Origin of the sequence: Polaribacter sp. Hel1_85 (genome assembly GCF_000766795.1) — a bacterium.
Taxonomy (GTDB): domain Bacteria; phylum Bacteroidota; class Bacteroidia; order Flavobacteriales; family Flavobacteriaceae; genus Polaribacter.
In genome coordinates this window covers 1,205,573-1,226,909 of the sequence record NZ_JPDS01000001.1, presented here as the reverse complement: position 1 = coordinate 1,226,909, position 21,337 = coordinate 1,205,573, and the positions used below count along the sequence as shown (strand labels likewise).

The following is a 21,337-nucleotide window of genomic DNA, read 5'->3' as shown; positions in this document are numbered from 1 at the left end:
CTTTTTATAATATTAAGTTTTTTAATATAATGAATTATATTTAAGTTTTTATGAAGCTCTCTTAGACACAAAAAAAAGCCTCACACTAATGTGAGACTTTTAAAAACAAATTAACTAAAAATTGTCTATCCTTTTACTTTATTTTTAAAGTTGTCAAACTTTTTAGTTTCTTTCTTAGGCCAACTATTGTTAGAAGTATCTACATCGGCAGTTTCCATATCTGGATCTACTTTTATGCTCGTAATTTCTTTTGTTGAAGCAAAGACTCTTTTTACCTTGTTATCATTTTTCATCCAAATTTGAGCAGGAAAAGTTTGCTTTTCAGTAGAACCATCAGCATAAGTTAGTTCAACAATAAGAGGCATTATTAAACCTCCTGGTTTTTCAAACTCAACAGAATAAATAAAAGAAGGAATTTCTTTACCTTCTGCATAAGCATCCATAGCTTTTGGGTTCGCATCTTCTTTTTTATCAGTTATGAAAACCAAGTCTCCTAAACCATCAAAATATTGTTTGTATTGCTCTTTTAATTTAGCAACTCTTTCACTTGGTTTGTCTGTTAAATATAAAGGTTTAACTTCTTTAATACCTATATCATTTACATCAGTTGTATAAAACCAACCTCTCCAAAACCAATCTAAATCCATACCAGAAGCATCTTCCATAGATCTAAAGAAATCTGCAGGAGTTGGGTGTTTAAACATCCAACGTTTAGAGTATGTTCTAAAAGCGTGGTCAAATAATTCTGGTCCCATAATAGTTTGTCTTAAAATGTATAAACCCGCAGCTGGTTTAGTATATGCATTTGGCCCAAATTGTTTTACATAATCTCCTTGAGACATAATAGGAGATAAGTTACTTTGGTCTCCACTCATATATCTTGTAATGTTTTTAGCAGGATTTTTATCAAACAATGGTTTGTCATAAGTAAATTCTGCTAAAATTTCAACAAAAGAATTTAAACCTTCATCCATCCAAGTCCATTGTCTTTCATCAGAATTTACAATCATTGGAAAGAAGTTGTGTCCAACTTCATGAATAATTACACCTAACATTCCTTTTTTAGTTCTGTCAGAATAGGTTCCATCAGGATTTGGACGACCAAAGTTGAAACAAATCATTGGGTATTCCATTCCTTGTCTTTCTGAATGAACAGAAATAGCTTTTGGATAAGGATAATCAAACGTAAGTTTTGAGTATTCTATTAATGTATGAGCTACAGCTCTTGTAGAATGCTCTTCCCATAAAGGATTTCCTTCTTTAGGATATAATGAAACAGCCATTACAGTTTTTCCATTTACATTGGTTGCCATTGCATCCCAAATATATTTTCTTGAAGAAGCAAAAGCAAAATCTCTAACTCTTTTTGCTTTAAATGTCCAAGTTTTTGTTTTTGTAGCACGTCCTTTTTCAGCTTTTTCAGCTTCTGCTTGTGTTACAATCATTACTGGGTTATCGTATGTGTTTCTAGCTTTTTCCCAACGTTTGCGTTGTGTTTTAGTTAACACATTTTTTTCGTTTTGTAAAACACCAGTTGCGTCTACAATATGATCTGCAGGTACCGTTAAGTTTACTTCATAATCTCCAAATTCTAAAGCAAATTCAGAACGTCCCCAGAATTGCATATTTTGCCATCCTTCAACATTATTATAAACTGCTAATCTTGGAAAAAATTGAGCAATTGTATAGTTGTTGTTTCCATCAGGAAAAGACTCTAATCCAGATCGACCACCATCTTTATTAATGTCGTTTATTTTGTAGTTCCATTTAATCCTAAATTTAAAAGTATCTCCAGATGCTAAAGGTTGAGGTAAATTAATACGCATCATTGTTCTGTTGATAAAGTGAGATAAAGGTTTACCATTACTTTCTACTTTCTCTATATTAAAACCAAACCCTTTACTTTCTTTCATGTAAGTACTTTGAAAGTTAGCAGGTGTAATAAATGCTGAAGCTCCAGTAGATTTTGCTAAAGGAGTTTTAGAGTCATCTGCTCTCATATTTTGGTCTAACTGAACCCATAAATACTCTAATTGGTCTTTAGAATTATTATGATAAGTAATAGACTCATTACCATAAATTTTGTTTGTGCTTTCTTCTAAACGAATGTCCATTACATAATCAACTTTTTGTTGACTATATTGGCTGCCAGGTGCACCAGAAGCTGTATGTTGATCGTTTGGAGTAGCCAAAACATCTTTTAGTTGCCTAAATTTGTTTTGATCAATGTGTCCTTTTTCTAATTTCTTTTCTTCTTCTTTTTCTTGTGCAAAACTAGCAGCAACAACAAAGAATAAAGAAAAAATTATTAAAGAGATTTTTTTCATTTGTTATAATTTGAATTAAATGTGGATAAAATTAGTAATAAGTATATAAAAGGATGTTAATATGTTTCAATTTTAACAAACCTTTATCAAAATATTAAGGAATTGAAAATAAAAAAGCGAGACCCTATAAGTATCGCTTTTAACGTGTATTATCCTTTAATTTTGTTTTTAAATTTTTCGAATTTATTTTTCTTCTCTTTTGGCCAGCTATTATTTGAGGTATCCACATCTGCTGTTTCTAAATCTGGGTCAATTGTAATATTTGATATTTCTTTTGAAGAAGAAAAGACTTTAGATATTTCATTATCATTATATCTCCAAATTTGAGCAGGATAAGTTTTTCTTTCTTTTGTACCATCTTTGTATGTAAACTCAACAATAATTGGCATTACTAAACCTCCAGGTTTGTTATAAGTAATTTCATAAAGATATTTATTATGTTTTTTAGAGAACCCTAAACCTTTAGAAGTATCTTCTATGAATTCTACTTCATCATCACTTTCTTTTTCAGAGAATTTTTTTACACCTGTAATTCCAATATCTGTTACATCTGTTGTGTAAAACCAACCTCTCCAAAACCAGTCTAAATCTATCCCAGAAGCATCTTCCATGGTTCTAAAGAAATCTGCAGGAGTTGGGTGTTTAAACATCCATCTTTGAGAATAGGTTCTAAATGCATGATCAAATAATTCATGTCCCATAATCGTTTCTCTTAGAATCCATAATGCAGTTGCAGGTTTACCATAAGCGTTGTTTCCAAATTCATATACATGATCTCCTTTAGACATTATTGGTGCAATTTTAGATTGATCTCCTGTCATATATTTTACTATGTTTTTTGGATATCCTCTTGTGATAGGGAAATCTTTGTCATAATCTAATTCTGCTTGCATTTCTACATAAGAGTTTAAACCTTCATCCATCCAAGTCCATTGTCTTTCATCAGAATTTACAATCATCGGAAAAAAGTTATGCCCAACTTCATGAATCGTTACTTTTATCATTCTGTATTTTGTTCTATCAGAATACGTTCCATCTGCATTTGGTCTTCCAGGGTTAAAACAAATCTGTGGATATTCCATTCCCATTTGCCCATCTACAGAAATTGCTTTGTGATAAGGATAATCAAAAGTATATTTAGAATACGTTTTTAAAGTTTGAGCAACTGCTCTTGTAGAATGGTCTCCATATAAAGGGTTTGCTTCTTTAGAATATAATGAATAAGCCATTACAGATTTTCCATTAATATCTACTGCCATTGCGTCCCAGATAAATTTTCTAGAAGTTGCAAAAGCATAATCTCTTACATTTTTTGCAACAAATTTCCATGTTTTTGTTTTTGAGGATTTAGATTTTTCAATTTTTGTAGCTTCTTTTTGAGTTCTAATAACTACAGGATTGTCGTACGTTTTTCTAGCTTTGGCTAATCTTTTTAATTCTGTATTTGAAAAAACTTCTCTTTCGTTTTGTAAAACACCAGTTGCTCCTAACATATGATCTTCAGGAGTTGTAATGTTTACAGTATAATCTCCAAATTCAAGAGCAAATTCACTTCTTCCCCAAAACTGGTCGTTTTGCCAACCTTCAACATTATCATACACACACAATCTTGGAAAAAATTGAGCAATTACATAATTATTATTTCCGTTTTCTGTAAAATGTTCATAACCAGATCTTCCTCCTTGTGTTCTGTGATTGTTGATGTTATACCACCAGTTAATTTTAAAAGAAAAAGTTTCGCCAGACGCTAAAGGTTTTGCTAGATTAATTCTCATCATTGTTTGATTAATGGTATGAGATAAATTACTGCCATCTGTATTTGTTACACTTGTAATTTTGAATCCACCATCAAAAGAGTTGTCTGGAAAAACTCGTTTAAACCATCTTTTGCTAATCTTTTTAGGAACTTTATTAGTGCTAATATCTGGAGTTTTAGAATCTTTTGCTCTCATATTTTGGTCTAATTGAACCCATAAATATGCTAATTCGTCTGTAGAGTTATTATGATAAACAATGGTTTCTTTACCAGTTATTGTCTGCTTTTCGTCATCTAAAACAATATCCATTACATAATCTACCTTTTGCTGTGTGTAATTTACACCAGGAGCTCCTGAAGCAGTTCTTTGACTATTTGGAGTTGCTAATTGGTCTTTAAGTTGTTTAAACTTATTTTGATTTGTATGCCCTTGTTGTGTAATTCTTTTTTCTTGAGCAAAAGCAGATGCTCCAATAAAACAAAGTGATAATAAGAGTAGCGTAATTTTTTTCATTTGTACACGATTTGAATTAGCGGACAAATTAAGGATTAGCAAGTAAAAAAGTTAAAATTAGTTAAAATTTTAACAAACCTTTATCATTTTTGGCATCTAACAAAATACTTTTATGATTTTTACCGACTTTAAATTTGATTAAATTTTGTTGTTTAGGAAAGTGAGTTGTTAAAATTTTATTTTCAATTTCTATAGCATTTAATTTTTCTATCTTTTCAATTTCTAAATAAAAATAGACTAAATCACCTTCATATTCTTTTCCAATATAATTGAATTCTTTAGCCACATCATCAATCTTAAAATGCAATTTTTCTTTTAAATATTGTATAAAATAAACATCGTTATTTGGCAATTCTTTTTTTGTATGTAATTGTAAATCAATGTTGTTGTCTTTATTTAATGCTTCTTCTATATCATCCATAAAAACATTTATTGTTATCTGTACAGATTGTAATTCGCTTCTATATTCAATTTGTGTTAAACTCAAATAATACTTGTGAGCAGAGAAGGAAAGTAGTGGAATTATAAATAAAAGTAAAATAGTTTTTTTAAATTTCATATAAAGTTTAAAACAATTATTGCGCCAAATTACTCTTTTTTTATGATTTTTAAATAAGGCACACTTTCTTTCTGAAAGATTTTTATGAGTTCTAAAATTTTATTTTCTTGATGAAGTTTTTCGATGCCTAAAGGATTGCAATAATCTAAAAAATGAAAATAGTTGTCTTTAGGAATCTTTAATTCATCAAAGAAAAATTTTTTTCCAAGAGTTGATAATATTTTATAAGGAACTGCTTTTTTGCGATTTAATTCTTTACGTAATATACTTTCTTTATCTTTAAAAGGTATACTTACACTTGCTCCTGCACCAGAAAAAGAGTTTGGTACCGTATTTACAATTGGTGGCTTTGCTTTCATGTTTTCATCAATTCTAAAATCTTTCTTTTTAAAATCTACATTAGAAAAATCCATTACATTTCTTAACAAAGAATCTTTTTTGTCTGTGGGTATATTTTTAATATCGATACCTAATCTACCTGTTAAGTTGTGTCTTTTTAATTCGAATGCATCTAAAACATAAGTATTCGACTTTAGTCTAATTATTAATGAGTTTTTTGCTGTGGTTTCTTTGCGAATCTTCATTTTTTTGGTGATGTGTTGTACAGACGAAATTTGTAGAGAATCTCCAATATGAACAAAAATGCTAAAGCTTCCGTCATCAAAAGAAAATGTACCTTGATTTGTTTTTAAGTTGATGATATTTGCATTCTTAACAATACCTATAGAGTCTAAAATTTTTCCAGAGATTAGTATTTGCTTCTCTTGAGAAAGAGAAATTATCGTAAAGAATAATAAAAAGAGTTCAAGTAGTTTTTTTATCATTCAGTACATTTAATGGTTAGATAAATATAAATCTTCATCAACTATTTTTTTAGGATACAATTTGCTTTCATCCATTAATAATTTAGTTAATGTTATTTTATCATCTCGTTTATAAATATTGATAATATTCTTGTCGATACAATCATTTAAAAACTGATTGATATATTCTTTTTTAATTTTTAAATCAGTTATAAAAAAGTCATCAGTAAAATGCTTTCTAATTTTTTCTAGCTGTACATCTTCAGCAGACATCTTTTTTAGTTGTTTTTCTCTTTTATTATTTCCATTAAGACTATTAATTAAATTGTCTAAACTAACAACGCCTCCAGAACGAAATTTTATTACAGATTCATCTTTTTCAACTGTTGTATTTGCATAAGGTAAATTCAGGGTTTTTGCTGTAACTTTAGGACCTTTGTATGTAGTTATTTCTGGATCTTGATAAAAAATACTTCGTTGTTTTTCTAAAACCATTTCATTTAAAACGACTGTTTTTTCATCTAAATGAATAGTGAAATTTTTATCTAATAGTATTTTTTCTGTTATTAAAATAAGTTTATCTTGTAAGTTTAAGTGTGATAAAAATAAGCTATCTCCTAATTTAACAGGAATTTCAAAAACACCATTATCATTGGTTATTGTACCAATTTTAGTGTTTTTATTAATAATATGTACATCTAGAATAGAATTTCCATTTACAACAGTTTTACCTGTTATATAAAACCTTTTTTCTTGAGCCTTTAAGCTAAGAAAACAGCATAAAAAAGTAACTAATACGAACGCATTTTTCATCAATACAAAGAAAGCAGCAATGCTTCTTAAAAATGTATTAACAGAATTATAAACTTGTGTTAAATAAAAAAACATCACTTGTTAGTGATGCTTTTAAGAGATTGTTTTGTGCTAGTTATTTTTCTAAAATTATAGTAATTGTTGCCTTTATTTGTACAGATTCACCATCAATAGATTCAGTTTCATCAATTTCACCTTTTAATTTTAAATAACCTTCAGAAAATTCTTCCACATTTAAAATTGTTGGAAAATCTTCATTCTCGATAATAGTTAATGTGTTACCATTTAAAGACCATTCTACTGCATCTATTGGATATAAACTAGTATCAACTTCTTCTTTTTCAGTATTGTTTTGTCCTAAAAAGTTTGCTGTAGCAACTAAATTATAAGATCCTGCTAAATTTAATTTGTTTGGGTTTTCAGTAAAAGAATATGTAAAATCAATGTCTTCAGCATATGCAGAATATGTAGCATTCAAAGTAGCTTCTTGAGTAGTTAAAATCATACTTCCATTATCAATTGATTGTTGGGTTAAATTCCAAGTTCCAATTAAATCTGCACTTGTAATACTAATATTAGCATTGTCGTTTGTTTCACAGGCTGTTAAGAAAGTAACTACAGTTAGTAGTAATAAAATTTTCGTTTTCATAGTTTTTGTTTTATTCAAATGTACAAAAAAGCTACTTATAAAATCACTATTTTTGATTTATGAAAAAAATGATTATTGCAAGTACATCAACAGTGCATGGAAGTAAATATTTAGCCTATTTAATGCCCACATTAAAATTTCATTTTAATAAAGTTAAAGAACTACTTTTTATTCCTTATGCAAGACCAAGTGGAATTTCTTATGATGAATATACTGTTATAGCAAAAGAAGCTTTTTCTACTATTAATATTGATGTAAAAGGGATTCATGAACTTAAAAACCCTATTGAAGCAATTAAAAATGCTGAAGCTATTTTTACCGGTGGAGGAAATACTTTTGAGTTGGTAAATCAATTGTATAAAAATAATGTTTTAAATGTTTTAAAAGAAGTAATTGATGCAGGAATTCCTTATTTAGGTACAAGTGCAGGAAGTAACATCTGTGGTGTAAGTATGATGAATACTAATGATATGCCAATTGTGTATCCACCAAGTTTTGTAACTTTAGGTTGTATTTCTTTTAATATTAATGCGCATTATTTAGATCCAATTGAAGGTTCTAAACATATGGGAGAAACTAGAGAAACTCGTATTAAAGAATTTCATGTTTTTAATGAAACTCCTGTTTTAGGTTTGCGTGAAGGAAGTTGGTTAGAAGTTTCTAATGATAAAATTATGTTGCGAGGAAAGTATTCTGCTAGACTATTTCAACAAAATCAAAAGCCAATTGAATTAGAAAGTGGAGTAGAAGTTGGTTTATAGTTTTAAAGTCTCAAAGTTACTAGGTTGATAAGTTTTAATGAATGTAAGACTTAGTATATCGAAGTCTTTTCATTTTCATTTTTACTAAAAACTAAAAACTAAAAACTATTAATACTGTACATAATCTACAATCTCTAAGCCATAACCAATCATACCTACACGTTTTGTTTGTTGAGTATTTGTAATTAGTTTTAATTTACTGATGTTTAAATCGTGTAAAATCTGAGCTCCAATACCAAAATCTTTGTTGTCCATTTTAATATCTGGCGCTTTCATTTCTCCTTTAACTTGACGTTCTTTTAAGATAGATAATCTACTCAATAATTTTTGAGATTGATTCTGCTGATTTACAAAAATAATAGCACCTTTTCCTTCATTATTAATCACTTGAAACATTTGATCTAATTTTTTATCAGCATCATTTGTTAAGGTTCCTAGAATATCATTATTTACCAAAGTAGAATTTACTCTTGTTAAAATAGGTTCATCTTTAGACCAACTACCTTTAGATAAAGCAATATGAACTTGATTATTTGTTGTTTGTTGATAAGCTCTTAGTCTAAAATCACCAAATCTAGTTTTTATATCAAAGTCTTCTTTTATTTCAATTAAAGAATCATGTTCCATTCTATAAGCAACTAAATCTTCAATAGAAACAATTTTAATATCAAACTTTTTAGCAACCTCTAAAAGTTGAGGTAAACGTGCCATAGTTCCATCTTTATTCATGATTTCTACAATAACACCTGCAGGTTGTAAGCCAGCTAAACGTGCAAAATCTATGGCAGCTTCTGTGTGACCAGTTCTTCTTAAAACGCCACCTTCTTTTGCTATAAGAGGAAAAATATGACCAGGTCTTGCCAAATCAAACGGTTTGGTATTTTCTTCTACTAATGCTTTTATAGTTAAAGCTCTATCACTAGCAGAAATACCTGTTGTAACTCCTTTACCACGTAAATCTACAGAAACTGTAAAAGCAGTTTCCATAGGATCTGTGTTATTGTTTACCATAACATGTAAGTCTAGCTCTTTACATCGAGTTTCTGTTAATGGTGCACAAATTAAACCTCTACCATGAGTTGCCATGAAATTAATCATTTCTGGAGTTACTTTATCAGCAGCAGCTAAAAAATCGCCTTCATTCTCTCTGTTTTCATCATCTACAACAATAATAACTTTACCATTTCTTATATCTTCAATAGCATCAGAAATTGAGTTTAATTGTGTATTGGTTTTAGTATTTTGAGTTGTCATATTAGTTATGCTTCTTTTTTTGAAAATATTTTTTTAAAGAAATTGATAATTGGTAGCGTAATTGCATCCACATTAAAAATCCCTTTGTCTCTTGTGGCTCTTCTTGTTAGTAAAATACCCATCGGAATCATTATAAATGCTGCTATCCAAGAACCTAAAAAGGATGAAATAGAACTTTCTTCTGCTAAGTTTTTACCAAAAGTGTTACTAAAAAAATAGGTTACGTAAATTGCAATTGCAAGTATCATTGGTAATCCAAAACCTCCTTTTCTAATAATTGAACCTAATGGAGCGCCAATAAAAAAGAGAATTAAACAGGATAGTGAAAATGCAATTCTATTATAATATTCGGTGTCAAAAAAGTTAAGAGTTTTTCTTTTCCACTTAATAGATGCCATATTATTTTTAATGGAACTTAAGGCTCTTCCTGCTTTTGTTGATGCAGAGTTTAGAATATTAATCTTACTTTTTAAGTCAAAATTTTCTAAAACATCTGGATTGATATTTTTTGTTTTAATAGAATCTGGGTATTTATATAAATCTCTAGCTATGGCTGTAGCATATATGTTTTTAGATTTTAAAAGTAAAACTTCATCATAACTAGTTTTTAAACTCGGAATTGTATCTCCTAATTGATTTAAACTTAGCATCATAAAATTTTTGGTATGTCTAGTTTCATCTAAACCTTTATCACCAGAAACATCAGAAATATCTATATTAAATTCATATTCTTTAAAAGTGGCATTTGAGGCTGCCATTTTCTTTCTTTTTAAGTTTGTTTTTGCAGATTTTACATGCTCTTCATAATAATATCCATCGTATAAAACAAATGTCATATAACGGCTTCCTTCTTCAGAAATAATTTTTCCTCTTTCTGCAGTAATTACTTTTTGATTTCCTTTACCAGTTGTTAAATCGTAGATTAAAACTTTTCTTAATAAGTTTTCTTCTTCACCGTATTTTTCATCAAATTTAATTTGAAACCCAGGAATATCACTATTAAAACTACCAGGAACTAAAGCCATTGCTGGTTTTTTCTTTTTAATATTTAGATATAAATTCTTTTGCTTTAAAACAGCATAAGGGTAAATATTATTTAAAAATAAAAAGTTGATTCCGCTTAGAATAAATGTTAAGAAAACCAATGGTCTAACCAAGCGTTGTAGAGAGATTCCTGCAGATTTTGCTGCAGCAAACTCGTAATTTTCACCTAAATTACCTAATGCCATAATGGAAGATAAAAGGACTCCAATTGGCAAGGCTTGAGGTGTAATAATTAAAGTTGTATAATATAGAAATTTTAAGATAAAAGGTACACTAATACCTTTACCAGCAATGTTTTCGAAGGTTTGCCATAAAACTTGCATCACCAAAACAAAAAGCACAATTAGAAATGTAGCTACAAAAGGAACTAAAAATGTTTTTAGGATGTATCTATCTAAAATTTTCATCTCGACAAAAGTAGTTTCTTAAGATGAAAGAAGCTACTAATTTTCTGTTAATTGGAAATATATTAGTCTATTGTGAAGTTTAGCTTTTTGTATTTTGCCTCATCAAATGAGAAAAAATTGCTAGACAAAGTTTGATTGCTTTTAAATTCTGTAATTGTAAATGTAGTTTTAGAACCGTTAGAACCTGTTTGAATTAGCTTATAAATATGTTTTGTTTTTGCATCTATTGCTAGTTCTACCATTACAATGTCAGAATTACTATCTATTGGATTTAAAGTTACCAATTGAATTTTTCTACCGTTTAAGTTTTTTAAATTTCCCATTTCAAAATTGTAACCTTCTTTATAAAAAGTTAATAATTTAGAAGGATAAATAAAACCATCATCTCCTCCCATATCACTTTCTGTAACAGTAATTTCTTTTTCATCATTATTAATTACATACAATTTTGCTCCATCGAAGATGAATTTATTTCCCATGTAATTTAAGCTGTATTTTTCTCCTTGTAATGAAATTTGACCTCTAATTGGCGGTTCATCACCTTCTTTGATGCCTGCATCTTCATTACTTAAAGTTTGGCTAAAATTTATAGACATATTTTCATAAGCTCCCATTTTGGTAGAAACTTCGTCTAAAAGCGATTTTGCTTCTTCAGAATTTTGTGAAAAAGTAATGGTTGTTATAAATAAACTTAAAAATAAGATTCCTATTTTTTTCATAATTGTATTTCTTGTCTTCTCAAACGCAGTTGAGAGGCTATTGATTTTTTTCGTTTTCTAATAATTGTTCTAATGCTATAAAATCTGGCACTAAAACTTGTCTTGCTTTACTTCCTTCAAATCCACCTACAATTCCTGCAGCTTCTAATTGATCTATTAATCTTCCAGCTCTATTGTATCCTAATTTTAATTTTCTTTGCAACAAAGAAGCAGATCCTTGTTGTGCAGTAATAATAATTTCTGCAGCTTCTTTAAAGAGTTTGTCTCTGTCTGCTATGTCTATATCAATACTTGTGCCATTTTCATCATCTACATATTCAGGCAACATATGTGCTTCTGCATAGGCTCTTTGAGAACCAATAAAATCAGTAATTTTTTCTACTTCTGGTGTGTCTACAAATGCACATTGTATTCTATTTAGATTATTACCAGCAGTATATAACATATCTCCACGACCAATTAATTGATCTGCTCCTCCAGCGTCTAAAATTGTTCTAGAATCTATTTTTGAAGTAACTCTAAATGCAATTCTTGCAGGGAAATTTGCTTTAATAATACCTGTAATTACGTTTACAGAGGGTCTTTGTGTGGCAACAATTAAATGAATTCCGATAGCTCTAGCCAATTGTGCCAAACGTGCAATTGGTGTTTCTACTTCTTTACCAGCAGTCATAATTAAGTCGGCAAATTCATCAATCACTAAAACAATATATGGTAAGTATTGATGACCATCATTAGGATTTAATTTACGGGCCTTAAACTTGGCATTATATTCTTTGATATTACGAACCATTGCATTTTTGAGCAAATCGTAACGATTGTCCATTTCTATACACAATGAGTTTAAAGTATGAACAACTTTTGTTGTGTCTGTAATAATAGCATCTTCACTATCTGGTAATTTTGCCAAATAATGACGCTCAATTTTATTAAATAAAGTAAGTTCTACTTTCTTTGGATCTACTAAAATAAATTTTACTTCAGCAGGATGTTTTTTATATAAAAGTGATGTTAAAACCGCATTTAAACCAACAGATTTCCCTTGTCCTGTTGCACCAGCCATTAATAAGTGAGGCATTTTAGCCAAATCAACTACAAAAGTTTCATTAGAAATTGTTTTTCCTAAAGCGATTGGAAGCTCCATCTGAGATTCTTGAAATTTCTTTGATGAAATAACAGAATGCATAGAAACAATGGTCGATTTTTTATTAGGTACTTCAATACCAATAGTTCCTTTTCCTGGAATAGGAGCAATAATTCTAATTCCTAATGCTGATAAAGAAAGCGCAATATCATCTTCTAAATTTTTAATTTTAGAAATTCTAATTCCAGCTTCTGGTACAATTTCGTACAATGTAATTGTTGGTCCAACTGTTGCTTTTATTTCTGCAATACCAATTTTGTAGTTTTTAAGTGTATCTACAATTCTATCTTTATTTGCTTCTAATTCTTCTGGATCAATAGAAATAGATTCGTTGTATTGTTTTAAAAGGTTAAAAGTTGGGAATTTAAAATTTCCTAATTCTAACGTAGGATCAAATTCACCAAAGTCTTTTACTAATTGATCGGATAAGTTTTTTGTAGAATGTTCTTCTTCTCTATTAATGGCAACATCGATTTCTACTTCCATTTCTACTTCCTTTTCCTCTTCTTTAGGAATTTCAGTTTTTAAAACAGGACCATCTACTTTTAAAGGAATTTCTTCTTTTTTGGCAGAAACATCAGAATGTTTAGAAATTGTAGGTTGTAAATTTTCTAAAGAAAGTTCAACACCAGATTTTTCTTTTTTATCAGTTTTAAGAGCAATAGTTTCAGAAACTTCTTTTGCTTTTATTTCTGTGTCTTCATTGGTTGAAGTTTCATCTACAAGCTCACTTTCAATTAATGCTTGCGCTCTTCTTTCTTCTCTTTTTCTTTTTAGGTTCTCAATAAATCTATCAAAAGTTACTCTATATCTTAAAACAAGATAAGTAATAAAAAAGAAACTTAAAAGAATGATTAATCCTGTTTTACCAATAAAAGCTTGTAAGAATTCATTGATTTCAAAACCAATAATTCCTGGTAGAAGTGCATATTTATTATTTACAAATCCTAAAGAAACAGCAACCCATAACATTGCGATAAGTCCCCAATTCCAAGAAAGAATTATTACTGAAAGTTTCTTTTTCAAAAGAATATAAAATCCAGTTAAAAAAACTTGAAAAGCGATGATAAATGCACCAATACCAAAACTTTTATAAATAAAAAAGTGACTTAGATTTGCACCAATTTTACCTAGTAAGTTTTTACTTCTAACAGTTTTGTCTGTTAATTCTGTAAGTGTACTTTGGTCTTCTTGCCAATTAAAGAAAAAGGAAATAAAAGCAATACAGAGAAAAGCAGCAAATAAAATTAAGAAGGTTCCTAAAATTGTTTGTGCTTGTCTTGTTTTTAAAAAGGCAAAAATACTCGGTTTATTATCCGAAGAATTAATTGTTGTTTTTGTGCTTGTTTTCCTTTTAGCCATTAATGTTTTTGGTCTGTTTTAGCAGTAAATATACGTATTTACCTAAAATAATAAATTTATTTTAGGAATGTATATAAAACCAGCAATAATTAGTGAGGTAAATGCAGCAAAACTTGGTGCTCCAGCAGCAATATCTTTTATAAAACCTATTTTTTTATGGTAATCTGGATGCACAAAATCAGCTACTTTTTCAATAGCTGTATTTAAAGCTTCGGCAACTAAAACAAGGCCAATTGCTAAAAACTGAAACATCCATTCTACATTAGAAATATCAAAATAAAAGCCTAAAATAGTAGCTATTACAGCCACAAAAAGCTGTGCCTTAATACTATCTTCTGTGGTCATTAAAAGCCACATTCCTCTTAAGGCAAATTTAAAACTACGAAGTCTTCCTCTTAAAAAGCTATCGTTAGGATTTTTCATAAATTATAGTGCGTTTAAAGCTGCTGCATAATTTGGTTCGTCAACAATTTCAGAAACTTGTTCATTATAAACTACGTTTCCATTTTCATCAACAATTACAATGGCTCTAGAGTGTAAATGTGCTAAAGGCCCGTTTGCAATTTCTAATTCGTAAGATTTTCCAAAGTTGCCATCAGCAAAATCAGATAACATTACCACATTTTCTATGCCTTCTGCACCACAAAAACGAGCTTGAGCAAAAGGTAAATCTTTAGAAATACATAAAACTACCGTATTTTCTAAATTGGCTGCTTTTTTGTTGAATTCTCTAACAGACGTTGCACAAGTACCTGTATCGATACTAGGAAAAATATTTAAAATTATTTTTTTACCAGAAAAATCTGATAAACTTTTATGAGATAAATCTACTGCAGTTAATTTAAAATCAGCAGCTTTCGTTCCTGCTTTTGGTAAATTACCGATTGTGTTAATTGCGTTTCCTTTTAAAGTGATATTTGCCATTATAGTGTGTTTTTTAGTTTTTCAAAAGTAACTATTTTTATTGAAAAAACTTTATCAGAAAATGGATTACTTCTATTTAAATCATCTTGCTATAATACTTATCTTCGCAGTCTATAAAACTAAATTTTACATTGAATATTTCTCAATACACATCAGAATTTAAATACAACTGGAAACTTGCAGCACCTGTTATGTTAGGGATGTTAGGACATACATTTGTGAGTTTTATAGATAATATTATGGTTGGGCAATTAGGAACCGCAGAATTAGCTGCCGTTTCTTTAGGAAATAGTTTTATGTTTATTGCCATGTCTATTGGTATTGGTTTTTCTACAGCGATAACGCCTTTAATTGCAGAAGCAGATTCTTCTGATAATTTAAAACAAGCAAGAGCTACTTATAAAAGTGGTTTGTTTTTATGTACAACTTTAGGAATTGTGTTGTTTTTAGGAATCTTTTTTTCGAAGCCTTTAATGTATTTAATGAAACAACCAACAGAAGTGGTAGAGTTGGCAATTCCGTATTTAGATTTGGTGGCATTTTCTTTAATTCCTTTAGTAATTTTTCAAGCAATAAAACAATTTAGTGATGGAATGTCTATGACTAAATACCCAATGTACGCTACATTAATTGCAAATATTGTAAACATTGTTTTAAACTATATTCTAATTTTTGGAAAGTTTGGTTTTCCAGAAATGGGAATAGTTGGAGCTGCTTATGGTACTTTGGTTTCAAGAGTAATCATGGTTATTTATTTATGGTTAATTTTACGTTTTAAAGAACGTTCTGTAAGAATTGTAAAAGATATAAAAATCTTTGTATTCGATTTTTTAATGATAAAAAAGATTATCAATTTAGGTTCTTTAAGTGCCATGCAAATGTTTTTTGAGGTAGCTATTTTTACAGCTGCTATTTGGTTAAGTGGTTTGTTGGGTAAAAATCCTCAAGCAGCAAATCAAATTGCCTTAAATTTAGCATCGATGACATTTATGGTTGCCATGGGATTAAGTGTGGCTTCTATGATTAGAGTTGGTAATCAAAAAGGATTACAAAATTATAAAGAGTTGCGTAGAATCGCATTTTCAATATTTTTATTAGGAACTTTATTTGCATTTTTCTTTGCAATTCTCTTTTTTATATTTCATAAAAGTTTGCCAAATATCTATGTAGATTTAAGTGATGCAGCTAATTATGATGATAATATGGAGGTAATTTCGATTGCTTCTAAATTATTAGTTGCAGCAGCGTTTTTTCAACTTTCAGACAGCATACAAGTTGTTGTTTTAGGAGCTTTACGTGGTTTACAAGATGTTAAAATACCAACAATACTTACTTTTATTTCTTATTGGGTAGTAGGTTTTCCTATTTCTTATTTTTTAGGAACAGAAGAAATGTATGGTAGTTTTGGTATTTGGTTAGGCTTGCTTGCAGGTTTAACAACAGCATCCATCTTATTATTTATTAGATTTAATTTATTAACTTTAAAATTGATAAAAGAAAAAGAAGAATTAATGCTCGAAAAGGTATAAACAAAAGAATAACAATTAAGTTGTCATTTCGAAATGAGTTTGTAAAACGATTGAGAAATCTTAAAAATTCTATTTTTTCGAGAAGAATGACATAATTATAAAAAACAGACAATAAAGAAAATAAAATATGAACTTACCTAAATTTTTATTAGCAGATAACAGTAAATTTCCAGATGATATTTTTGTATTACATACAGAATTCCCTCGTTTTTTAATCAATTTAAAAGATGATGAAATAGAGTGGTTCGAAGATTTAACAGGAGAAAGTGAAGAAGATATTGCAACAGAATTAGCAGATTTAATGGATAAAGCTGGTGCTTTTTATGATGAAGAAATGAAAGACTATGAATAGATAACTATTTCTATAAAATTAATAGCGTGGTTTAGCAAATAGAAAATCTGAGTATATTTTCTTTAATCAGCTAAACCAAGCTATTAATTTATAAATTATTGTTGGTTACTTTATTTTCTACTAATTTCTTTAGCCCAATCACCTCTGTAAATTATTTTTTGGTCATGAATTTTAAAGGTGAATTTTCCGTATCTAACAGAAATTCCTGCTGATGCATTTACAACCCAACTATTATCTGGAATAAAAAAAGTGTTTTCTGAAGTAATTATCTTTTTATCTAATTGATCTTTTACAGGAACAGAAACTTGTTGACCAACATCCCAACCAAGGTGTGTATTATAACTAACTATTAAATTACTAATCAATTTAAAATTGTCATTAGTTACAATTTTGGTTTTAATACTCGCATTTTTGCTTTCATTTAGATCCTTTTCTGGTGTTACTTCTATAGTTAATTTAGGTAATTCAATTTCTGTTTTAGAAGTTAATATAACAATAGATTCATTTTTAATAACTTCATTTTTAGAATTATAAAATTCAAAAGCAAGTTCTAGTGCTTCTATACCTTCTGGATTTATGGTTAATTGATCTGCAAAATAGCCTTCGCTTTCTATATTTTTAGAATAAATAACTTCATCACTTAATTTAACAACCACTTTTTTAACTTCCTTATTATTGTAAAGTTCTATTGGTATGGTTGTATTTGTATGAATAGTTTTATTTTTTGGGCTTAAAATAAGTCCTTTCATATACTCCTTCATCGCAAACCAAACAGGACGAGGAGAACCATATTTGTCATTCACATCTTTGTAACCCCAAAAACCGAACCATTCTTCTGGTTGTTCTTTATTATGAGTGCTTTTTTCTCCACCTTTCCACCATCCATCAGCATAATAAAATGGACACATTCCTAATGCTCCTGCATCAATTAATTCTCGATAATTAGAAACCAGTCCTTCACTTTGTTCTTTTAAAGTTCGAGAGCCAAAACTACCAAAACCCCCTTTTGGTGATACAGAATGTCCAAATTCAGTAATTATAAACGGTTTATCTAATCCATTTAATGTATTTAAACCTTTAATATAATCACTAAATCCTATAGTTGCTGTTTGTCCTTCATTGTAACCATAACAATTGTATGCATAAACATCAAACATAGATTGGTCCATCCAATCACTAATCATAGCATTTGCAGAAAGTGTTACAGGTATACCTGGATGATCTTTATGAATCATATCTACCATCATTTTCATAAGGTCTTTAAATGCTTTTGCAGAAACCTTATGTATGTGATCTGTTTGTGGTTCATTAATAACCAAATAAGATATTATACAATCATATTTTGGTGCATATTCCAAAATTTTTTCAAGCTGTGTTTTACAATGATTTATAAATTTAGGGTCTCTATAATCTTCTTCTGGATTAACATTTAAACCCATAATAAGTTTTAAGCCAGATTCTTGAACTAATTTTAATTGTGCTTCAGAGTATTGACTCCAAGTTCTTATTGTATTATAACCACCTTTTTTAATGTTTTCAAGGTCATACTTCATTAATTCAAGGTGATCTTTCTTTTCATCTTCATAAGGATGCTCTCCTGGACGTGCAGCAATTTCGTAACCAATTGCTTTAATAAAAAACTTTTCTCCATTAAGGTAGTACCAATTGTCTTTAAGTTCAATATTGGTTTTAGTTTCTTTTGCTGTTTTCTTTTCTGGTTGAGAACATCCAGTAATCATCAGAAAAAGGCAGATTATGGATATTAAAGTTAAATTTGATTTCATCTTTTATTTTTTCACGCAACGTTAACTTTTATAACGTCGTTATTAATGACTTAAATCACAATTTAGCTAATTTAGTTTTTTTTAGTTAATAAGTCAACAGATAAATAACTGTTAAACAAAAAAAAACTCGAGATGAACTCGAGTTTTTTTAAATAATATTTTGTAATAAAACCTTATTTATTCTTTTTCTTCAAAACCGGTTTTTTTCTTTATTTTTCGTCTTATAAGAAATATTATTGTAGAAAATATTAGCGCGATTAAAGCTCCCCAAAATAGTATAAATTTATCCCAGACAATATTTTTTAATTCTGTTACTTTATTAGAAAACTCCTTCTCTTTATTAATTTTAACACTAACTGATAACGTTTTTGCTGTTTTTGGAACTGGAGTTCCTTCGCACTTACTATTGTCATATAATTCTATATCGGCACTTACACTATAAGTTCCTTCTGACTTAGGTTTAATAGAAAAACGCACTTCTGAACCACTTGAATGTATTTTATGGCATTTACCAGGAGTATAACCACTAATTTCAAAATCAGGTGCAATAGGTTTTATTTTTGCATATTGTCCTATAGTAGAAGGAATACTAGTTTTATCTTGTACTTGACCCTCAGGAAATTCTATTTTTGCATTTGGAAGCCCAATCCAAGTATGTAACATTCCTGTTTCATTTATATTAATGATACTATCTACAGATAATATAACTATATAATCATTCCTTTTTAAAGGCACTTGTGTAACTATTTGTTCTTCATCAAGAATCTTATCAGTAGTTTCATCAGTAGTCTCGCCTGTGACTTCTTCAGTAATTTCTGGTATTGGAGGAGGAGATTGTTCTGATTTTTCAGTATTAGAACCACATGATATGAAACAAATGATCATAATGAAAGTTAGTAATTTTCGAATGATAGTAATATTTTCATTGGTAAATGTTTTCATAATTATCGTTTAAGGTGTTTAAATCATAAAATCTTCATTCGTGTTGTTGGGTTATAGAAGTCTGCAAAAACATAACATGTTTAAGCTTAGTTAAATATAACAAATTATTGCCAATATTTTTTAATTATTATTTGTTTTTTTATTCAATAATTCCATTTCTTACATGGTTTTTATTGAGAAAAACTTCTTATTAAAAATGAAATTTATTAAACAGAAATTGAATAGGAATTTTGTCAACATTATTTTCAATAGACAGCACTTTTTAAAGCTATTTAGAAAGGTTCTTTTTAACTAGTTGTGTAACATTTGTTGCAAAAGATTTGGGTGCTAATTGTTAAATTTAAAGAACTATTTAAAGTGTTGTTAAGTAGTTGTTTATAACCAAACAAGATAATAAAATGAGTAAATTAAATTCACTTGCTATCAGCGAAAACGGCTTTATTTTTAAACCTTCAACAGGTGAGTCTTTTACCACAAACGAAATAGGTTTATTAATTATAAGTTTCTTAAAACAAGGAAAAACTGCCGATGAAATTATCAATGAAATCACAAAAGAATTTGATGTAGATGCAATTTCTGCAGGTCGTGATTTGTATGAGTATTTAGATTTTTTGAAACGTGAAAAAATGCTAGACTAAATGAGCAATCAAAAAACAATAACTGTAGCAGTTACTGGGCTTAATAATATTGATAGTCCTGGTCCTGGAGTTTCTGTTATTCGTGGTATAAAAGATTCTGGATTAAATGCACGAATTATAGGTTTGGCGTATGAGAATTTAGAACCTGGTATTTATATGCCTGGGTTAGTAGACAAAACCTATTTAATACCATTTCCTTCTACAGGAAGTGAGGCTTTTATAGATCGTTTGGCGTATATCAATGAAAAAGAAGGCTTAGATATTATCATTCCTAATTTCGATTCAGAATTGTATTTATTTATTAAATACAGCGATCAATTATTAAATATGGGAATTCATACTTTTTTACCAACTCTAAAGCAGTTTGAAGAACGTCATAAAGATAATTTACCAGAATATGGTGAAAAGTATGGTATTAAAATGCCAGTAAGTAAAGCTATTCAAAACAGTAAAGAGCTTTCTAATTTACCCAAACCTTTATCATATCCTTATTATATAAAAGGGAAGTTTTATGAAGCTTTTAAAGTGAATAATAACAATCAAGCAGTTTCTTATTTTAACAGACTTTCTGCAAAATGGGGACTTCCTGTGGTTGTACAACAAGCAATTAATGGTACAGAAGTAAATGTAATTGTTTTGGGTGATGGAGAAGGTAACACCGTTTCTGCAGTGGCAATGCGTAAACAATATATTACAGATAAAGGAAAAGCTTGGGGAGGAATTACGATAAACGATGAACGCTTACTAGAAATTACACACGATATTATTAAAAAAACCAAATGGCGTGGTGCTATGGAGTTAGAAATGATAAAAACTGATGAAGGTGAATATTATTTAATTGAAATTAATCCACGGATTCCTGCTTGGGTTTATTTAGCAGTAGGAGCAGGACAAAACATTCCAGAAATGGTTTGTCGTTTAGCAATGGGAGAAAAAGTAATACCTGTAACAGAATACGAATATGGAAAAATGTTTATTCGCTATTCTTGGGATTTAATTGGTGATATCTCTGATTTTGAGAAAATAATAATTTTTGGAGAACTTTAAAAAACGAAA

Annotated in this window: 19 protein-coding genes; 5 read left to right on the top strand and 14 right to left on the bottom strand. The window is 29.1% G+C overall.

The features are described from left to right. Positions 1-125: 125 nt before the first annotated feature. The 6 genes from PHEL85_RS05295 to PHEL85_RS05270 all read right to left on the bottom strand — a co-directional run bounded on the left by PHEL85_RS05295 (position 126) and on the right by PHEL85_RS05270 (position 7,421). A complete protein-coding gene (locus tag PHEL85_RS05295) occupies positions 126-2,327 on the bottom strand; it encodes a M1 family metallopeptidase (protein ID WP_036822004.1) in 2,202 nt (733 codons plus the stop codon). Positions 2,328-2,476: 149 nt separating this feature from the next. Beyond that, the gene (locus PHEL85_RS05290; RefSeq protein ID WP_036822002.1) at positions 2,477-4,597 is read right to left on the bottom strand and encodes a M1 family metallopeptidase; all 2,121 of its coding nucleotides are present in this window, start codon (positions 4,595-4,597) and stop codon (positions 2,477-2,479) included. Between the two features lie 61 nt (positions 4,598-4,658). Continuing rightward, positions 4,659-5,156: a DUF6702 family protein gene (locus PHEL85_RS05285; RefSeq protein ID WP_036822000.1), complete on the bottom strand. Its 498-nt coding sequence runs from the start codon at positions 5,154-5,156 to the stop codon at positions 4,659-4,661. A 29-nt stretch (positions 5,157-5,185) separates the two neighbouring features. Next, positions 5,186-5,980 (bottom strand): hypothetical protein, encoded by a 795-nt coding sequence (locus PHEL85_RS05280; protein ID WP_052108456.1) that lies wholly within the window; start codon positions 5,978-5,980, stop codon positions 5,186-5,188. Positions 5,981-5,989: 9 nt separating this feature from the next. After that, on the bottom strand, positions 5,990-6,847 hold the full coding sequence (locus PHEL85_RS05275; RefSeq protein ID WP_235318242.1) for a hypothetical protein: 858 nt from the start codon (positions 6,845-6,847) through the stop codon (positions 5,990-5,992). Positions 6,848-6,887: 40 nt separating this feature from the next. Then, a complete protein-coding gene (locus PHEL85_RS05270; RefSeq protein WP_036821998.1) occupies positions 6,888-7,421 on the bottom strand; it encodes a hypothetical protein in 534 nt (177 codons plus the stop codon). 59 nt (positions 7,422-7,480) lie between these two features. Here PHEL85_RS05270 and pepE point away from each other — a divergent pair, with 59 nt between their 5' ends. After that, the gene (gene pepE, locus PHEL85_RS05265) at positions 7,481-8,182 is read left to right on the top strand and encodes a dipeptidase PepE (protein ID WP_036821996.1); all 702 of its coding nucleotides are present in this window, start codon (positions 7,481-7,483) and stop codon (positions 8,180-8,182) included. A 108-nt stretch (positions 8,183-8,290) separates the two neighbouring features. Here pepE and ribB read toward each other — a convergent pair whose 3' ends face one another. From ribB to tpx, 6 genes are all read right to left on the bottom strand, one after another. After that, positions 8,291-9,436 (bottom strand): 3,4-dihydroxy-2-butanone-4-phosphate synthase, encoded by a 1,146-nt coding sequence (ribB, locus tag PHEL85_RS05260; RefSeq protein ID WP_036821993.1) that lies wholly within the window; start codon positions 9,434-9,436, stop codon positions 8,291-8,293. A 5-nt stretch (positions 9,437-9,441) separates the two neighbouring features. Then, the gene (locus PHEL85_RS05255) at positions 9,442-10,887 is read right to left on the bottom strand and encodes an LptF/LptG family permease (protein WP_036821990.1); all 1,446 of its coding nucleotides are present in this window, start codon (positions 10,885-10,887) and stop codon (positions 9,442-9,444) included. Positions 10,888-10,949: 62 nt separating this feature from the next. After that, positions 10,950-11,606, bottom strand: a complete 657-nt coding sequence (locus PHEL85_RS05250) for a LolA family protein (RefSeq protein ID WP_036821986.1) — start codon at positions 11,604-11,606, stop codon at positions 10,950-10,952. A gap of 37 nt (positions 11,607-11,643) precedes the next feature. Further along, positions 11,644-14,112, bottom strand: a complete 2,469-nt coding sequence (locus PHEL85_RS05245; RefSeq protein WP_036821984.1) for an FtsK/SpoIIIE family DNA translocase — start codon at positions 14,110-14,112, stop codon at positions 11,644-11,646. 42 nt (positions 14,113-14,154) lie between these two features. Further along, the gene (locus PHEL85_RS05240; protein WP_036821981.1) at positions 14,155-14,535 is read right to left on the bottom strand and encodes a diacylglycerol kinase family protein; all 381 of its coding nucleotides are present in this window, start codon (positions 14,533-14,535) and stop codon (positions 14,155-14,157) included. Between the two features lie 3 nt (positions 14,536-14,538). Beyond that, complete coding sequence (gene tpx / locus PHEL85_RS05235; RefSeq protein ID WP_036821978.1) at positions 14,539-15,036, bottom strand: thiol peroxidase; 498 nt, start codon at positions 15,034-15,036, stop codon at positions 14,539-14,541. A 131-nt stretch (positions 15,037-15,167) separates the two neighbouring features. On the opposite strand from tpx, the gene PHEL85_RS05230 reads away from it, so the two are divergent. Then, the gene (locus PHEL85_RS05230) at positions 15,168-16,565 is read left to right on the top strand and encodes an MATE family efflux transporter (RefSeq protein WP_081965076.1); all 1,398 of its coding nucleotides are present in this window, start codon (positions 15,168-15,170) and stop codon (positions 16,563-16,565) included. A gap of 127 nt (positions 16,566-16,692) precedes the next feature. Continuing rightward, the gene (locus tag PHEL85_RS05225) at positions 16,693-16,917 is read left to right on the top strand and encodes a hypothetical protein (RefSeq protein WP_036821973.1); all 225 of its coding nucleotides are present in this window, start codon (positions 16,693-16,695) and stop codon (positions 16,915-16,917) included. 110 nt (positions 16,918-17,027) lie between these two features. Here the strand turns inward: PHEL85_RS05225 and PHEL85_RS05220 are convergent, their stop codons facing one another. Both PHEL85_RS05220 and PHEL85_RS05215 read right to left on the bottom strand, forming a co-directional pair. Then, a complete protein-coding gene (locus PHEL85_RS05220; RefSeq protein ID WP_156109105.1) occupies positions 17,028-18,701 on the bottom strand; it encodes a glycoside hydrolase family 2 TIM barrel-domain containing protein in 1,674 nt (557 codons plus the stop codon). A 177-nt stretch (positions 18,702-18,878) separates the two neighbouring features. After that, positions 18,879-19,643: a hypothetical protein gene (locus PHEL85_RS05215; RefSeq protein ID WP_036821969.1), complete on the bottom strand. Its 765-nt coding sequence runs from the start codon at positions 19,641-19,643 to the stop codon at positions 18,879-18,881. 398 nt (positions 19,644-20,041) lie between these two features. Here PHEL85_RS05215 and PHEL85_RS05210 point away from each other — a divergent pair, with 398 nt between their 5' ends. Then, positions 20,042-20,281: a PqqD family protein gene (locus tag PHEL85_RS05210; RefSeq protein WP_036821966.1), complete on the top strand. Its 240-nt coding sequence runs from the start codon at positions 20,042-20,044 to the stop codon at positions 20,279-20,281. Next, positions 20,282-21,328, top strand: a complete 1,047-nt coding sequence (locus PHEL85_RS05205) for an ATP-grasp domain-containing protein (RefSeq protein ID WP_036821963.1) — start codon at positions 20,282-20,284, stop codon at positions 21,326-21,328. Positions 21,329-21,337 lie beyond the last annotated feature (9 nt).

Coding starts and splice junctions, on each gene's coding strand:
- PHEL85_RS05210 (WP_036821966.1), top strand. CDS start 20,042: ATGAGTAAATTAAATTCACTTGCTATCAGCGAAAACGGCTTTATTTTT.
- PHEL85_RS05290 (WP_036822002.1), bottom strand. CDS start 4,597: ATGAAAAAAATTACGCTACTCTTATTATCACTTTGTTTTATTGGAGCA.
- PHEL85_RS05245 (WP_036821984.1), bottom strand. CDS start 14,112: ATGGCTAAAAGGAAAACAAGCACAAAAACAACAATTAATTCTTCGGAT.
- PHEL85_RS05215 (WP_036821969.1), bottom strand. CDS start 19,643: ATGAAAACATTTACCAATGAAAATATTACTATCATTCGAAAATTACTA.
- PHEL85_RS05285 (WP_036822000.1), bottom strand. CDS start 5,156: ATGAAATTTAAAAAAACTATTTTACTTTTATTTATAATTCCACTACTT.
- PHEL85_RS05275 (WP_235318242.1), bottom strand. CDS start 6,847: ATGTTTTTTTATTTAACACAAGTTTATAATTCTGTTAATACATTTTTA.
- PHEL85_RS05225 (WP_036821973.1), top strand. CDS start 16,693: ATGAACTTACCTAAATTTTTATTAGCAGATAACAGTAAATTTCCAGAT.
- PHEL85_RS05270 (WP_036821998.1), bottom strand. CDS start 7,421: ATGAAAACGAAAATTTTATTACTACTAACTGTAGTTACTTTCTTAACA.
- pepE (WP_036821996.1), top strand. CDS start 7,481: ATGAAAAAAATGATTATTGCAAGTACATCAACAGTGCATGGAAGTAAA.
- PHEL85_RS05280 (WP_052108456.1), bottom strand. CDS start 5,980: ATGATAAAAAAACTACTTGAACTCTTTTTATTATTCTTTACGATAATT.
- tpx (WP_036821978.1), bottom strand. CDS start 15,036: ATGGCAAATATCACTTTAAAAGGAAACGCAATTAACACAATCGGTAAT.
- PHEL85_RS05255 (WP_036821990.1), bottom strand. CDS start 10,887: ATGAAAATTTTAGATAGATACATCCTAAAAACATTTTTAGTTCCTTTT.
- PHEL85_RS05295 (WP_036822004.1), bottom strand. CDS start 2,327: ATGAAAAAAATCTCTTTAATAATTTTTTCTTTATTCTTTGTTGTTGCT.
- PHEL85_RS05205 (WP_036821963.1), top strand. CDS start 20,282: ATGAGCAATCAAAAAACAATAACTGTAGCAGTTACTGGGCTTAATAAT.
- PHEL85_RS05220 (WP_156109105.1), bottom strand. CDS start 18,701: ATGAAATCAAATTTAACTTTAATATCCATAATCTGCCTTTTTCTGATG.
- PHEL85_RS05250 (WP_036821986.1), bottom strand. CDS start 11,606: ATGAAAAAAATAGGAATCTTATTTTTAAGTTTATTTATAACAACCATT.
- PHEL85_RS05240 (WP_036821981.1), bottom strand. CDS start 14,535: ATGAAAAATCCTAACGATAGCTTTTTAAGAGGAAGACTTCGTAGTTTT.
- ribB (WP_036821993.1), bottom strand. CDS start 9,436: ATGACAACTCAAAATACTAAAACCAATACACAATTAAACTCAATTTCT.